A 13,886-nucleotide genomic window follows, 5' to 3' on the forward strand; every position below is an offset into this window, starting at 1 on the left:
TCTTGCACGATGATCGTGACTGAGGCCAACGCGTTGTTGGCGCCGATCCATGATCGGATGCCGGTGATCCTGGCGCCTGAGGACTATGGGAACTGGCTTGCGAGCGGTGACGGAAGCGCGAGCAAGGAGGCGCTGCTGGCGCTGCTCAAGCCGGCTGATACAAGATGCTGGGAGGCCTATCCGATCTCGCGGGCGGTGAACTCGTCGGCCAACGACAGTCCGGAACTGCTCGAGCCAATCGCCACTGGAGCGCCATGAACGCATCCCCGCCCGCTGAAACCCTGACACTGAGGGAGATCGATCCGTCCTTGCTCGAGCATGTGCGCGAGCGCCTGGCGCAGCGGCATCGCGACACCCCGCCTGAGGAACTGGTCGCGGCGCTGATGACCAGCATCCTCGACAACTCTGGCTACCCGATCAGCGCCACACGAACGGACGCTGGCCAGATCCGCATCCGCTACCGGCTGCGCTCGTTCAGCGAGCCGATCCTGTAGCACCGTCTGGACTCAACCCGAGGTCGTCCCGCGATGCCGGCTGGCGCAGCGCAAGATAGATCAGCGGACCCAGTAGCGGCGTCTGCACAGCCAGCGCGGACCAGCCGCTCAGGCGCCACCCGCGCCGCTGTCGATCAATCACCGCACAGCGATGCAGCGCGATGGTCAAGACCAGGAGATCGGCACTCATCACGGCGATGAAGGCCGAGTCCTGAAGCTGGGCGGCGAAGGCACTCGGGTTGCCCGCGATGACGGCGAATCCAATCAGCCCTACGGCTATCAGCAGCAACACCACGCCGGTAATCCGCGAGCCGAGCGCGCGCACAAAGGCACCGGGTGCCCGCTGCAAAGGCGCGCGCATGTCCCGTATCGCCAGGTAGGGCAGCAAGACGAAACCACCGAGGACGAAGCTGCCCAGCGCGAAGGGCCAGGGGCTAGGCTTGCCGGTGTCGAACAGCAGGATGGCGAGGAAGGCGACCGGCAAGACCCCGAGCAGGTTGAACACGGCGATCACGATCGGATCGACGGCTTGCACGCGCGCCAAGCCGAGATCGCGGAGTTGACCGAGCAGGTCCGCTGGAACCGGAGGTGCGAACAACAGCGCGTAGGCCAGCAGCAGGAGCCAGAGTCCGGCGAACAGCCAGCGGTCGAAACGGCGATCAGTGAGCACGATGTCAATCAGGTTCCTGGGTTGGTCATGAATGCCGAACGCGCTGGCTTCAGATCCAGCAAGGGTGTGCCATCCAGGCAATCCAACCCGCGCACCCGCAGCAGCTGGCCTTCGATGCCGATCAGCTCGACAACGCTGCTGCCAATCGGATTCGGCCGCACCGGCGAGCGCAAGGCGAAGGTGCCGAGGGGCTGCTCACGCCCTTTCGGGCATTGCAGGACCAGGTCGCGCCGGGACCGATCGAGCCAATAGAGCACCTCCAATGCGCTCCGCGGCTCGAGACCGACCAGGGCCTGATCCCAGGGCTGAAAGACCTCGATCTGACACTCGGGGCCATCAAGGTCACCTTGGCGCGGACAGTCTTCGCGCCGCGGCCAGGGGGTGAAGATGCGCCCGATGTACTGCAGCGCGGCATCCGACGCTTGGGGGTGCTCCACGGCGACCTCGCCGGGGCGTTTGGCTTGCTGCGGGCTCATCGCGGCGCTCCGGGCGCGCTGCCCTTGCGCGCTGTCGTCGGACAAGCTGGGCGCGCTGCCGCTTCGTGCAGCATGCCCAGTTCGTTGAGCACAGCGGGCTCCAGCACCTGCTGCGCGGTCTCGAACAGGGTCCGCTCTTCAAAGCGGATATGCGCCTGCAAGGCGTCACCGAAGCGCGCCGGGGCATCAGGGGCGTCGCTCACAATCAATCCCCGCAGCTCGGTATGCTCGGCAAGGGTTTGCTCAACCAAGGCCTGGTGGCCGGCAACACGCAAGGCGGGAAGCAGCCCCCGCTCCTCAAGCTGGAAGTGCGGTTCAAGCTCATCGGCAAAGCGGGCCTGGATCTCGGCCCAGAGGGCACGACGCTCGGGGTCTTCAGCCGCCGCCAGTTCACGCGCCCGCTTGGCTAAGACCAGTGCTGATTGATGGTCATGCGACAGGCGCACTAGGTTGGGATCGCGTTGCATCGGCAGGGTCCGAATCGAGGGCTGAGGGTTGAGGTTCCCACTGCCGGGTCTGGGCGGTCAATGCCTCACCGCGACCGGCGGCCAGACACCGGGCTTCCAACGCCGGCTTAGACCGCTACCTCAACCGGTTGCGGCGACAGTAGGCGTTGCAGATCCACGCTGCGCAGCCTGAGGATGTAACCGCGCTTGCCACCGTTGATGTAGAGATGCTCGAGCTCCAGGATGCTGCGCTCGCAATAGGCCGGCATGGTCCGACGGGTCGCAAACGGCGAGGTGCCCCCGACCTGGTAGCCGGAGTGCTTGTCCGCGATCGGCGGCGCGCAGGGCTGAATCCGCTTCGCGCCGATCTGGCGCGCCAGGGCCCCGGTCGCGACCTCGCGATCCCCGTGCATCAGCATGATCAAGGGCTGATGCCGCTCGTCTTCCATGATCAGCGTCTTGACCACTTGGTGCTCATCGACGCCCAATGCCTGAGCGACCTCGGCGGTCCCGCCACCGCTGTAGGGATAGCAGAAGCCGCTGAAGGAGACGCCAGCCTGGCGTAGAAGCCGCACGGCGGCGGTCACAGGTTCTTTGGTTTTTGCCATCTCGATCGCCACCGTTTGAGATGTCTAGCCCTATTGAGATCAGCGGCCACAAGTGGGTCCAGCACAACAGGTCATCGGTTCGGATGTCTAGTGTCCAGGAGACGCAGTGTATGCAGACAGGTTACGCAATGATCGTCGGCGCTGGTTCCGGTACCGGCGCCGCCGTTGCCAAACGGCTTGCCGCTGAAGGCTGGCCGATGGTGCTGACGCTGACTCACCGCTATTGACGTCAACCTGACCCCGGAGGCGCTTTCCCGTTTTGCACAACCAACCACAGAGGCTCAAACAGCCGCTCTGCATCTACCACGCCGATTGCCTGGATGGTTTCTCGGCCGCCTGGGTCGTCGACACCGCTCATGCGCAGTCCGGCCTCGAGCTCTATCCCGGTGTTCACCAACAGCCCCCGCCGGATGTCCACGGGCGTGAGGTCATCCTGGTCGACTTTAGCTACAAGCGTGACGTGCTGCTGGCGATGGCGGACCTGGCCAATCACATCCTGATCCTCGATCACCACCGGTCCGCACAGGCTGATCTGGTCGACCTGCCTGAGAATGTGACCACGGTCTTCGATATGGATCGGTGCGGTGCCATGATTGCCTGGTCGCACTACTTCCCTGACCGGCACCCTCCTCGCTTGCTCGAGCACATCCAGGACCGGGATCTCTGGCGCTTCGAACTGCCCGGCACCCGCGAGATCACCGCCACACTGGCCTCCTATCCGTTCTCGCTCATCGAATGGGGCCGGCTCATGCGCGAGGACGCCGAGGCGCTGCGCGAGGAAGGCATCCCGATCCTGCGCCAACACGACAAGGACGTGCAGGAGTTGGTCGAGACGTTGGCCTACCGCAGCCAGATCGCTGGCCATGAGGTGCCGGTCATCAACGTCCCCTCGAAGTACAGTTCCGATGTCGGAGCGGCACTTTGCAGCGGCGAGCCCTTTGCTGCCTGCTACTGTGATACGCCCGAGGGGCGGCGGTTTAGCCTGCGTTCTGATTCACAGGGCCTCGATGTCTCGCGGATCGCGGCCGGTTTCGGCGGTGGCGGACATCCGCATGCGGCTGGATTTCTCGTCGAGCAGCGCACGCCGCTTCACCTGGCTTAACGCCGTACGATCCGCCTACCTCCAGCAAGGGCACATCCGTGCGAACCCACCAGCGCGTCTAGCCAGAGCGCGCTCAACGCCCTGCCAGCCGGGGCCCTGCTTGGCGAGCTTTGACCGTGAACGCGCCATCGACCACGGGTATGACACTGCGACTGGGCGCGATCATCCCCGTCGGTCTTCCCTGCCAGCCCACGGTTATCCCATGCTTCTGTCCGTTGTTGCCAGGGTCCGTCGGCTCAGCCTCTCGAACTCGGAGCCTGGCTCCGCTGTGGCTGTTGGTTGCGCTAGAATCCTGACCTTCGCCTGCGACTGGAGTCGACTGCGTTGATCGAGATTGAATACATCGTCAAAGACAAGCATGGGATGGAACGATTGCGGACCGCTGACAAGAAAGCTGCCGATGCCTACGACAAGGCACTCGAGATCGCCGACCGGCTTGCGCAGTTGCTGCGCGAGGATCAGGTTCTACCCGACCTGCCGAACGCGGACCTCGAGGAGCTGACCATCTATCTGGCGCGCAACGCTCGCAACGTTGAGCGGGTGCTCAAGGGTAAGGAGCCTGAGCCCACACCGCCGTCGCGTGAGCGCGAGGACCACTCAGAACCGACCGCGGAGAAGCCCGCAAAGGATGCCGAGAGCAACGTCACCGAGCTGAAGCGGGCGCCGTAGGCGTTGTGCTTGGAGACGACCCTCTCGTGCCTGCATCAGTGGCCTGCATTGAACCCGTCTGACCACAGGGGGCGCTGACCTTGACCACGGTGAAACCCTTTCCCTCGGCGATTGATGCCCCGGATGCCAAGGTGATCGCGCTCACCGCGGAGATGCTGGCCAAGACGTCTGCACTGGCGCGGCAGAGCCCACGCGGGCGCATCATCCAACGGCTGCACAAGCAGGATGACGCGCCTCTGCACCGGATGGTCAATGTCATGCAACCGGGTAGCTATGCGCGACCGCATCGCCACAGCAACCCGCCGAAGGCGGAAGCGTTCATCGTGCTGAGCGGGGCCGTACGCTTCGTGGCTTTCGACGATCGCGGAGACATCCTCCAGTGCCTGGACATGCGACCCGGGAGCGCGACCTTTGGTGTGGATATCGAGCCCGGCGTCTGGCACACGCTGATCGTGCTGGAGCCCGATACTAGCCTCTTCGAGGTCAAAGATGGCCCTTACTCGCCGGGCTCGGATAAGGATTTCGCGGATTGGTCTCCGGCGGAGGGCACCCCCGAGTCGGCCCGGTTTCTTGATGAGCTGATCAAGCAAACGGACGGAATGCCCTCAGGGCCAGCTCGGTGAAGGACTGGCGATGGGCGATGGCAAACCGCCTGCAACCCCATTTCACCCTTGGCTGATCGAGCGCAACCAGCGCTGTCAAGCAGGAATGGATGATGCCGGCTGTGCTGACGGGCATCATTCGCCAGCAAGGCGAGCCAACCGGACCACCGGATCGCCAGACAGGATAACCAACCTCAAGAGGGTTCTCACAGATGGCGGTCTTTGCACGCTCATGGTCGCTCTTTCGCAGCGCGCTGGCCGTGCTCGGCGCTGAAAAGGGTTTCATGCTTTACCCACTCTTGGCGGGGCTCGGCATCCTGCTCTTCTCGACACTGATCCTGGGTGGTGGCGGTTGGCTGGTCCTGAGCCATCCCGAGTTGGAGCAGCTGTTATCGCAGCTGGAACAGCCAAGCCAAGACGGCGATGCGCCCTGGTGGGCCTATACGGCCGGCGCCCTACTGCTGTGGCTGTTTCTGCTGGTCACCAGCTTCATCACCAACTTCTTTCTGACCGCCCTGGTGGGCGGCACGCTAGAGCGGCTACGTGGTGGCAACCCGACCTTTGGCGACGGATTGGCGCTGGCGCGCCAGCGCGCAGGTGTCATCCTTGGCTATTCTGGCATCGCCGCGACTGTGGGCCTGCTGCTCTCCTTCCTGCGCGGGCGTGACCAGCAGCCTGGTATCGGTTTCTTGCTCGCCAGTCTGGGTGGCTTCGCTTGGAGTGTGGCGACCTTTCTGGTGATTCCAATCTTGGCCGCGAAGGACATCGGCCCCATCGCGGCGATCAAGGAGAGCGTCACACTACTCAAGCGCACCTGGGGCGAGCAACTCAGTATCAATGTCGGTCTCGGCTTCTTCATTGGCTTGCCGATGCTGCTGCTGATGGCCGGCACCTTCGCTGGCGGATTCTGGGCGGCCAGTACCGAACAGCCGGTCCTGATGATTGCGACCATCGCCACCGGCGTGACCCTGATCGCGTTGTTGTCCCTGATCAGCGCCACCCTCAATGCCATGATTCGCAGCGCTGTCTATCTTTATGCCGAGACCGGCGCGGTGCCTGGGCCTTTCGACGAGGCATTCGTGCGCCAGGCGATGCGGTCGCGGGCCTGAGCCACGCTGTGGCGCTGCGGCGCGCTGAAGGACCCCTCCGCCGCCTTGACCGAGGCGGTGTTGGGTGGACAAGTCGCGTTCCGGCTTTGTGATCACCCCAACTGACCAAGATCGACCCATCACCATGAACCCACAGGATATCGAACGCGCCCGCAACGCCTGGACCTATCGCGGCCAGCAACGGCCGCCGTTTGCTGTCGTGCCTGCTGAAGGGCAGGAATCGGTCTGGGATTACCCGCGCCCACCGGCCTATGTGCCAGACCAGCGCTGGGTTGAGGTCTATGCCGGCGAGCAGCGGATCGCCCGCACCGAGCGCGCGATCCGGGTGCTGGAGACGGGTCACCCCCCAGCGTTCTATCTGCCGCCAGAAGCGGTGGACCAAGTCCGGCTGCGGCCCAGCGCGCGCCGCAGCTTCTGCGAATGGAAGGGCGAGGCCGAATACTTCGATGTTGAAGGCAGCGCCGCGGGCTGGATCCGCAACGCACTCTGGCGCTATCCACGACCCGAGGCCGAGGCGAGCGTCATCGCCGGCTGGTTTGCCGCCTATCCGAGTCTGCTGCGCTGCGTTGTCGCTGGCGAGCCGGTGCGCGCGCAGGCCGGTGGCTTCTACGGCGGCTGGATCACCAATGAGCTGGTCGGTCCGTTCAAGGGTGAGCCGGGGAGCGGGCATTGGTAGCGCACGAACGGTGCGCGACGATCCTCAGCGCGCTGACGGCGATCGAGGCCGAGCATGAGGTACGCATCCTCTTCGCCTGCGAATCCGGCAGCCGCGGTTGGGGCTTTGCCTCGCCGGATAGCGATTTCGATGTGCGCTTCCTCTATGTCCATCCCCTGCCCTGGTACCTGCGGGTACGACCACAGCGCGCTGTCATCGAGCAGCCGATCAGCGGTGATCTGGATATCAATGGCTGGGAGCTGCGTAAGGCCTTGGGACTGCTCGGCAAGGGCAACGCGACGCTGATTGAGTGGCTGGACTCACCGATCGTCTATCGCGCTGACCCGGTGTTTCTGCAGCGGTTGCGCGCACTCGCTGAGTCTGTCTATCAGCCAGAGCGGGCGTTTCATCATTACGTGCACATGGCGCGTGGCAACTATCGGGACTTTCTGACCCGTGAGCAGGTGCGGTTGAAGAAGTACTTCTACGTGCTGCGCCCGTTGCTAGCGACGCTCTGGATCGAGCAGGAACGCGGTCCGGTGCCGATGCGTTTTGAGACGCTGGCCGAGACCTTGATCGATGAGCCCGAACTCCGCGCGGCCATTGAGCAGTTGCTGGTGATCAAGCGCTCGGTTGGAGAGGCGGAGGTCGGAGCACCCCTGCCAATCCTCAATGCCTTCATCGATCATGAGCTGACACGGCTGGAAGCGGTCATGCCACCGCCGACAAGGCCGATCGATGAAGCGGCGCTTGATCGGCTGCTGTTGGAGACGGTGATGAGGACTGCATCCTCAGCCGAGACAACGGAGACCTCAAACGCCGAGTGAAACGTACGGGCCTTGAGCCTTGGCTTCCCGCGCTTCCTGCTCCGCGACAAAATCCGCGATGGCTTGCACGCGCGCCTTGGCCGGGCCGTTCAACGTGGTGCCGTACCTCCCGTCATCGTGCTCGCAGTCGTCTGCGGCGAGTCGGTAGCCGTCGGCGGGCTGATCAGCCTGTCTCAGGATGATCCGAAACGCCTCTTCAAGCAACAGCACGGAGCGATCATGAATGATGCGGACCTGATACGACTTGACGCGCCGGTACTCGGAGTGAAACGCCTGTAAGCGGCGCAGCAAGCGCTGCATGCCGACCCAATGGGGGGTGCCCGTGCTGTCAGTCGCATGCAAAGCAGTGCCTGCTTCTGTGATGAGCGCCTCGGCCTCGCTGGAGGCGGCCTGTTGTTCAGCGACGATTCGCTCGATCATCCAGCACGCAAAGGCGCGCAGTCGATCCCCCGGCTCGAACCACGTCTTCAGTACAGTCAGGCGTTGGGTGTTAGCGGACCCAGTCCGCTCGATCTCAGCGAGGATGGAGGCAAATTTGTCGTGGATGGTGGTGGGCATGGCATTCACGCAATCTGTTCGAACCCAGGAGGCTAAATGTCTGGGCTGCCGATGACGTCGGCGCCCTCGGCAACCACGGCATCACCGACGCGCAGCTGCCCGCCCTGGATCACCCGCGCGCAGAGTCCGCCATGGCCGCGCAGGGCGTTGTAGCCGCCTGGCCCCAGCACCTCCTCCATGCGTGAGCAGGGATGCGCGAAGCTCGTGCCCTCCAGCACCGCCTCGCCGATCTGAAAGCGCTGACCCTTGAGCGCAGACAGGTTGATCCCGGACACCAGCAGGTTGCGGCGCAGCGTTGCCGGCGCTATCCCCTCGACTCCGGTCAGCGCGGCGATCACCGGCAGATGTTCGGCCTGCAGCAGGGTGATGCCGCGGTTGCCGGTGCGGCCGCTGTAGTGATCGCCCTCGAGACCCGCGCTAGTGATGGCCTGCGCGGCCTCGACGTGGATCAACACCGCGCGCTTCGCCGGCCGCAGGCCGATCCAGTCCAGCCGGCCAGGCCGTGGAAAGGTCTGCATCAGCGACGCCAATGGGCTGTTCTTGGAGAGAATCATGGCTTCCATCATACAGACGCGGTTGGCACTCAGGCTGAATCTGGCCCTTGTGCTCGGACTCAGCATGGCGAGCACGCTACTCATGGCCGAGCCACTCGATCAGGGTGCCGATCGACCACTCGGAGCGCTTGCCTCGCTGCGCTGGCAATACCGGATCATTTTAGTGGATGCGCAGATCCCGGATGCGGTTGCACGCCTGCGCGTCGAGCAGCCTGCGCTCGATGAGCGTGACATCCTCTGGTTTGTGCGCGATCGGGGGCAGGTGCAGACCAACTATCAAGGGCCGCTCGATCCTGGACTTGCCCAGGAGCTTGAGCAGCGGTTTTTCAGCCAATCCGATGCCGCTGTGTTCTTGATCGGCAAGGATGGCGGTCTCAAAGCCAGTGCCGACCGACTGGATCTGCCTGCGCTGTTCGAGCGCATCGATGCGATGCCGATGCGCCGTCGAGAGATGGAAGCTGCAGACTGAGCGGCACCCTAGTGATACGGCCAGGATCGGTCTCGGCCTGGAACGGCCCGACCCAGCGCCCGACCTGCCGCGCGACCTTGATCAGAGAGTCGACCGCTCGGGACCGTCTGCCAGAACCAAGCTCAGCGAGCCGATCCAGAAAGGCCTGCACCGTTGTTTTATGCTGCAACGGCCTCGGTGGCACTGCTCAGAGCCAGCCTTTGCGGCGGAGATACCAAAGTTGGGCGGCGACCAAGAGACCGAGGAAGAGACAGAGCAGCAGGAACGCCCAGCGGTCAGTCGCATCCGGAATGCCAGCAAGATTGACCCCGAGCAGGCCGGTGATGAAGGTCAGTGGAAGGAAGATGGCGGTGATCACCGTCAGCGAGAACAGGCGCCGTTCGGTCTTTTCGGTGGAGCGTTGCAGGATCTCTTCTTGGGTGATCTCGCTGATCCGCTGCGCCGCGTCTAGGCCCTCGATGTACTGAGTGCACTGGTGCACCACCTCCCCTGCCCGCTCGCGGTTGTTCTCTGACAGCCAGGGCTGATGGCTGGCCGCCAGCCGTTCGAGCGCGCGGCGCTGCGGACCGAGGAAATGTCGCATGCGGATCATGACACGCCGCAGATGGGCGAGTTCGGCCACCAAGTCTTCCGTGGGCTTGGCGTCGTGGAGATGGCCGATCCGGTGCGCCTCGTCGAACTGTTCAAAGATTAGTTGTTCCATGTGCTGGGTCATCAGGTCAGCGCATTGGCAGATGAGGTCGCCCACATCCGTCGGTCCCTGTCCCTTCACGAGACTGCGTTGCAGCTCGGAGGCGGCGCGCACCGGTTCATGACGACCACTGATGACCCGCTCGCCATCACTCCAGAGGCGTAAGGTCACCATGTCCATCGGCAGCCCGCCCGGTCTGAAGTTGATGCCTTTGAGGATCAGCAGCAGGGACCGCCCACGCTGCTCGAAACGCGGGGTGACGCGCGCGGCGGTCAACGCGTCCACAACCAGCGGGTCGATGCCGCTGTGGGCGCTGAGCCAGCGTTGCGCGTTGGCATGCTTGAGGTCGAGATGAATCCAGACCGGCCCCTGCGCTGAGTGCGGCTCGGGCTCGGCATCCGCTTCGAGATCCGCCCACTGCAGTGCCTCTCCCCCGCCCTGGCGATCAAGCCGGAAGGCGCAGACGAGGCCAAACCGATGGGCATAACCGGTCTTCAGTCGCACGACGGGCCTTACGCTTGGGCGATTCACTGGGTTGTGACGGCTGTCCATCAGACCTCGTTCATGGCGTTGCTAAAAAGGGTACGTCCGCGCCCATCTTCGATTTCGTTGATCCACCGCCCTCCCACGGCCCCCTGGGCTTTGTCGATTCCGCCGTGGTCGCCTAGACCGATTCGCCTGTCATCGAACAAGAGGCCTGATTCGTGCTAGGCTCCCGCCGTCATCAAACCGTCACAGCAGCACGATGGATCTCGCAGACGCCATTCGAAGCCTAACACCCCTCCAGCTTCAGATTCCCGACCGCCGTCGGCCTCTGCAGTTGAAGACTCACTGCGTCGCCGACGCCTTTCTGGTCGAGACGACGCAAGGATCGGCGGTGGCCTGGGTCGAGGCCTTTTGGTGCAAAGAGCAGACGGGGCCTGTCGCCCGCATTGCCTACGCGCGACCACAGCAAACCGGGTCAACGGAGCGATGGGTCGATCATGATCCGCGCTACGGCCCTCGGTGTTTGGCCTACCAACGTCCGTTCATCATCGAGCGCCTCAGCCAGGCATCGCCGGCCTGGCGCGACTACAAGGCTTGGCAGCACTGGCGTGCCGCTCAAGGCAGTGCCTGCGGGCGGCGCGCGGCGTGGCAGCGTATCGAACAGGAGTTAGGCGACGGGATCGTGCAGCGCCTGACCTGAGAGGCGACGCCAGCAGCGCACAAAAACCGGGGCTACCACATTCAGCCCAACTTCAGCGAGGATGGCCAGGGTTGCCGCTGACCCGAGGAGCATCCGCGCATGGCGCACACTGACCCCTTCGATCCGACCTATGGCTATGACCTCGACGGACTCTTGCGCATCCTGCCGCCGCAGGCACCGGACGACTTTGCCGACGTCTGGCAATGGCGCTACAGAGAGGCACGCGAGGTTGATCCTGCCCTTCAGCTGAGCCCCTCGGCCTATCAGCGCCCGGGCATGTGCGTTTGGGATGCCCATTATCGCTCAACGGACGGGATCACCATCGGCGGTTGGCTGCTCGAGCCCGAGCATGGTGCGCCGCGACAGGGCTTTGTCGTCGGCCACGGCTACGGTGGCATCGCGCAACCGGACTTCCCGCTGCCCTGCGCCGATGCGGCCTACCTGGTGCCCTGTTTCCGCGGCATCGGCCGCAGTCGCCACACCCCGATCTCCGACAACCCTAACTGGCATGTCCTGCACGACATCGACAAACCCGATCGCTACATCATCGGTGGCTGCGCTCAGGATCTGTGGATCGGGGTGACCGCGCTGCTATCGCGCTTCCCCGGCCTCGCTGGACGCATCGGCTACATGGGGATCAGCTTCGGCGCTGGCATCGGCGCGCTGGCGCTGCCTTGGGACCAGCGCATCGCCCGCGGGCACCTGAATGTGCCGACCTTTGGCCACCAACCATTGCGTCTGCAACTGCCGACAACAGGCTCAGCTGCCTCGCAGCAGCGCTTCGCACGGACGCATGGTCACCTGTTGGAAACCTTGGCGTATTACGATGCCGGTTCGGCCGCACGCTTCATCCGGCAGCCGATGCTGATCGCGGCAGCGCTGCTTGATCCGTCCGTGGCGCCGCCGACCCAGTTCGCCATCTACAACGCGCTCGCAGGTCCCAAGCAGCTGTTCGTGTTGGCCACCGGTCATGCCGAGAATCCGGCACGAATCGCCCAGGAGCACAACCTGCTCGACGCCTTAACGAGGTTTTTTTGCGCCGATGAATCGCGAGTATCACCGGTGGTATAGCCCCCATCTCGGGCGTGACATGGAGCTCTTGGTGTTCGGTCATGCCGGCGCCAAGGTGTTGGTCTTTCCGACCCGAGACGGACGCTTTCATGAGTACGAAGACCTGCGCATGACCGAAGCGCTGCGGCACAAGCTCGAGGCCGGACAGCTGCAGCTCTACTGCGTCGATAGCCTCGACTGGGAAAGCTTCTATTGCGACTGGGCGCATCCCGAAGGTCGCATCCAGCGTCATCAGGCCTTCGAGGACTACATCCTCAACGAGGTGCTGCCGCTGATGGCGAGCAAGAACAGGCATCCTTGCACCATCGCCCATGGCCTGAGCTTTGGCGCCTTCCACGCCGCCAATATCGCCTTTCGCCATCCGCACCTGTTCCAGAAGCTCAGCGCCTTCTCTGGGCGGTACGATCCCACGCTCAATGTCGAGAGCTTCCGCGATCTGCTCGATGGCTATCGCAGCGAGTTGATCTACTTTCACTCGCCCGCGCAGTACCTGCCGGGGCTTGATGGCTGGCGCCTTGAGGCCTTGCGCCAGATGGATATCGTGCTGGTGATCGGCCGCGATGACCCCTTCCTCGACAACAACCGCCACATCAGCCGCATCCTCTGGGAGAAGGGCGTCTGGCATGCGTTGCACGAATGGGATGACCGTGCTCATAGCGGCTACTATTGGCGCCGTATGGCACCGCTCTACCTGTGAGCGGGCTCGATCAAGAGGTCGTTGCTGCGCTGATGGCCAGCCTGACAGCGATCCCCATGAGCCTGAGGCGTCAGTGACATTTGAGCCGGATGACATCGACGAGCTATCTGTTTCAGTGACCGTTGCGCACAACGGCTGACCACATCCGGCACAGTTCCTGCTTAAAGCAACCCGCAGTCTTGCGGTGATGATCGCTGGATATCTTGCGTTGTTCTAGACCGGCCAAAGAGAGGTTGATGATGGACAGTACGCTGAAAGGCACGATTCACCGTCAACGCGAGGCGATCGCGAGAACGCTGCACGAGCCTATTGCGCAGATCGCGGGTGCTTGTGCTGCGGTCTGGAGCGATCGAGCGCAACTGAACGAGGTCTTGATGGCTGGCTGTGGGCACATCCCGTCCTGCGGTGCATTGTTTGTCGTGGATCCTGCAGGCCGTCAGATTAGCGACACCGTCAGCGCCACTGGAGCCGAGTCGGCGGACGTCGGGCGCGACCGCTCGACGCGTCCCTATATGCGTGAGGCGGTTCCTGCCTGGGGCTTCCTGCTCTCGGATGCCTATGTCGGGCTCGTGTCGCACCGCCCATCGCTGACGGCCTTGCACGTCGTCCGCCGCGACTGGGAGCTGCTGGGTTACGTCGGCGCAACTTTTATCTCAAAGATTTGCCGGTGACCGCGAAGCTCTACGAGGACCTCCCCCACTGGCTGCAGATCAAAGGCGATCCCTCGATTCGCAATACGGTGTTGTTACAGACCCGTGTCGAGAGCCCGATGGATCAGAACCTGGATCAAGTCCTCTCCGTGATTGAAGAACTGCTGGTCGAGCGGGGGATGTTCCAGGGCGTTGCGCACTTCGCGAGCAGTCGAGCAACGGTAATGGAATGGTCCGCCCCGCTCCTCCAACACACCCCGAGCGGGCACAATAAGCGATGATGAGAACCCATCGTCAACCAAGGTAGCGGAGCAGACCAATGACAGAGACTCACAAAGACCGGGCCATCACG

Annotated in this window: 21 protein-coding genes; 14 read left to right on the plus strand and 7 right to left on the minus strand. The window is 63.6% G+C overall.

Annotated features, from left to right (window positions below):
* Both CKO42_RS24335 and CKO42_RS24340 read left to right on the plus strand, forming a co-directional pair.
* Positions 1-258 (plus strand): SOS response-associated peptidase family protein (locus CKO42_RS24335; RefSeq protein ID WP_200250850.1); only part of this gene is annotated, 258 nt, incomplete at its 5' end.
* A complete protein-coding gene (locus CKO42_RS24340) occupies positions 255-494 on the plus strand; it encodes a hypothetical protein (protein ID WP_200250852.1) in 240 nt (79 codons plus the stop codon). The genes CKO42_RS24335 and CKO42_RS24340, both read left to right, overlap by 4 nt.
* On the opposite strand, the gene CKO42_RS24345 is transcribed toward CKO42_RS24340, so the two are convergent.
* From CKO42_RS24345 to CKO42_RS24360, 4 genes are all read right to left on the minus strand, one after another.
* Entirely contained in the window at positions 475-1,164 is a 690-nt protein-coding gene (locus tag CKO42_RS24345; protein WP_200250855.1) for a hypothetical protein, read from the minus strand. The genes CKO42_RS24340 and CKO42_RS24345 overlap by 20 nt on opposite strands.
* A gap of 8 nt (positions 1,165-1,172) precedes the next feature.
* Positions 1,173-1,640 (minus strand): tRNA (N6-threonylcarbamoyladenosine(37)-N6)-methyltransferase TrmO, encoded by a 468-nt coding sequence (gene tsaA / locus CKO42_RS24350; RefSeq protein WP_200250875.1) that lies wholly within the window; start codon positions 1,638-1,640, stop codon positions 1,173-1,175.
* Entirely contained in the window at positions 1,637-2,107 is a 471-nt protein-coding gene (locus tag CKO42_RS24355) for a hemerythrin domain-containing protein (protein ID WP_242479671.1), read from the minus strand. Before CKO42_RS24355 ends, tsaA begins: the two co-directional genes overlap by 4 nt.
* Before the next feature lie 107 nt (positions 2,108-2,214).
* Complete coding sequence (locus CKO42_RS24360) at positions 2,215-2,694, minus strand: YbaK/EbsC family protein (RefSeq protein WP_200250878.1); 480 nt, start codon at positions 2,692-2,694, stop codon at positions 2,215-2,217.
* A 259-nt stretch (positions 2,695-2,953) separates the two neighbouring features.
* On the opposite strand from CKO42_RS24360, the gene CKO42_RS24365 reads away from it, so the two are divergent.
* From CKO42_RS24365 to CKO42_RS24390, 6 genes are all read left to right on the plus strand, one after another.
* Positions 2,954-3,796, plus strand: coding sequence for a hypothetical protein (locus CKO42_RS24365; protein WP_200250881.1), 843 nt, complete (start codon positions 2,954-2,956; stop codon positions 3,794-3,796).
* Between the two features lie 324 nt (positions 3,797-4,120).
* Positions 4,121-4,465, plus strand: a complete 345-nt coding sequence (locus tag CKO42_RS24370; protein ID WP_200250884.1) for a YebG family protein — start codon at positions 4,121-4,123, stop codon at positions 4,463-4,465.
* An 89-nt stretch (positions 4,466-4,554) separates the two neighbouring features.
* Positions 4,555-5,088 carry a WbuC family cupin fold metalloprotein gene (locus CKO42_RS24375; protein WP_338034996.1) on the plus strand — a complete coding sequence of 178 codons (534 nt, stop codon included), beginning with the start codon at positions 4,555-4,557 and terminating at the stop codon, positions 5,086-5,088.
* A 191-nt stretch (positions 5,089-5,279) separates the two neighbouring features.
* A complete protein-coding gene (locus CKO42_RS24380) occupies positions 5,280-6,176 on the plus strand; it encodes a DUF6159 family protein (protein WP_200250890.1) in 897 nt (298 codons plus the stop codon).
* 124 nt (positions 6,177-6,300) lie between these two features.
* Positions 6,301-6,852: a DUF427 domain-containing protein gene (locus tag CKO42_RS24385; protein ID WP_200250900.1), complete on the plus strand. Its 552-nt coding sequence runs from the start codon at positions 6,301-6,303 to the stop codon at positions 6,850-6,852.
* Positions 6,846-7,658 carry a nucleotidyltransferase domain-containing protein gene (locus CKO42_RS24390; RefSeq protein ID WP_200250902.1) on the plus strand — a complete coding sequence of 271 codons (813 nt, stop codon included), beginning with the start codon at positions 6,846-6,848 and terminating at the stop codon, positions 7,656-7,658. Before CKO42_RS24385 ends, CKO42_RS24390 begins: the two co-directional genes overlap by 7 nt.
* Here the strand turns inward: CKO42_RS24390 and CKO42_RS24395 are convergent.
* Entirely contained in the window at positions 7,644-8,216 is a 573-nt protein-coding gene (locus tag CKO42_RS24395) for a hypothetical protein (protein ID WP_200250905.1), read from the minus strand. The two genes, CKO42_RS24390 and CKO42_RS24395, sit on opposite strands and share 15 nt — an antisense overlap.
* Before the next feature lie 32 nt (positions 8,217-8,248).
* Positions 8,249-8,770 (minus strand): MOSC domain-containing protein, encoded by a 522-nt coding sequence (locus CKO42_RS24400; RefSeq protein WP_242479672.1) that lies wholly within the window; start codon positions 8,768-8,770, stop codon positions 8,249-8,251.
* Here CKO42_RS24400 and CKO42_RS24405 point away from each other — a divergent pair.
* Entirely contained in the window at positions 8,769-9,239 is a 471-nt protein-coding gene (locus tag CKO42_RS24405) for a DUF4174 domain-containing protein (RefSeq protein WP_200250906.1), read from the plus strand. The two genes, CKO42_RS24400 and CKO42_RS24405, sit on opposite strands and share 2 nt — an antisense overlap.
* A 187-nt stretch (positions 9,240-9,426) precedes the next feature.
* On the opposite strand, the gene CKO42_RS24410 is transcribed toward CKO42_RS24405, so the two are convergent.
* Entirely contained in the window at positions 9,427-10,482 is a 1,056-nt protein-coding gene (locus CKO42_RS24410; RefSeq protein WP_200250909.1) for a CorA family divalent cation transporter, read from the minus strand.
* 268 nt (positions 10,483-10,750) lie between these two features.
* Between CKO42_RS24410 and CKO42_RS24415 the strand changes: the two genes are divergently transcribed.
* The 5 genes from CKO42_RS24415 (at position 10,751) to CKO42_RS24435 (ending at position 13,815) form a co-directional block, all read left to right on the plus strand.
* Positions 10,751-11,116: a hypothetical protein gene (locus tag CKO42_RS24415; RefSeq protein ID WP_200250912.1), complete on the plus strand. Its 366-nt coding sequence runs from the start codon at positions 10,751-10,753 to the stop codon at positions 11,114-11,116.
* A gap of 99 nt (positions 11,117-11,215) precedes the next feature.
* The gene (locus CKO42_RS24420; RefSeq protein WP_200250921.1) at positions 11,216-12,187 is read left to right on the plus strand and encodes an acetylxylan esterase; all 972 of its coding nucleotides are present in this window, start codon (positions 11,216-11,218) and stop codon (positions 12,185-12,187) included.
* A complete protein-coding gene (locus CKO42_RS24425; RefSeq protein WP_200250925.1) occupies positions 12,159-12,884 on the plus strand; it encodes an esterase family protein in 726 nt (241 codons plus the stop codon). Before CKO42_RS24420 ends, CKO42_RS24425 begins: the two co-directional genes overlap by 29 nt.
* 236 nt (positions 12,885-13,120) lie before the next feature.
* Entirely contained in the window at positions 13,121-13,555 is a 435-nt protein-coding gene (locus tag CKO42_RS24430) for a PDC sensor domain-containing protein (RefSeq protein WP_207148818.1), read from the plus strand.
* Positions 13,552-13,815 (plus strand): hypothetical protein, encoded by a 264-nt coding sequence (locus CKO42_RS24435; RefSeq protein ID WP_200250931.1) that lies wholly within the window; start codon positions 13,552-13,554, stop codon positions 13,813-13,815. The genes CKO42_RS24430 and CKO42_RS24435 overlap by 4 nt, the downstream gene beginning before the upstream one ends.
* The last annotated feature ends 71 nt before the right edge of the window (positions 13,816-13,886 follow it).

This window comes from Lamprobacter modestohalophilus, from assembly GCF_016583905.1.
Taxonomy (GTDB): Bacteria; Pseudomonadota; Gammaproteobacteria; order Chromatiales; family Chromatiaceae; genus Lamprobacter; species Lamprobacter modestohalophilus.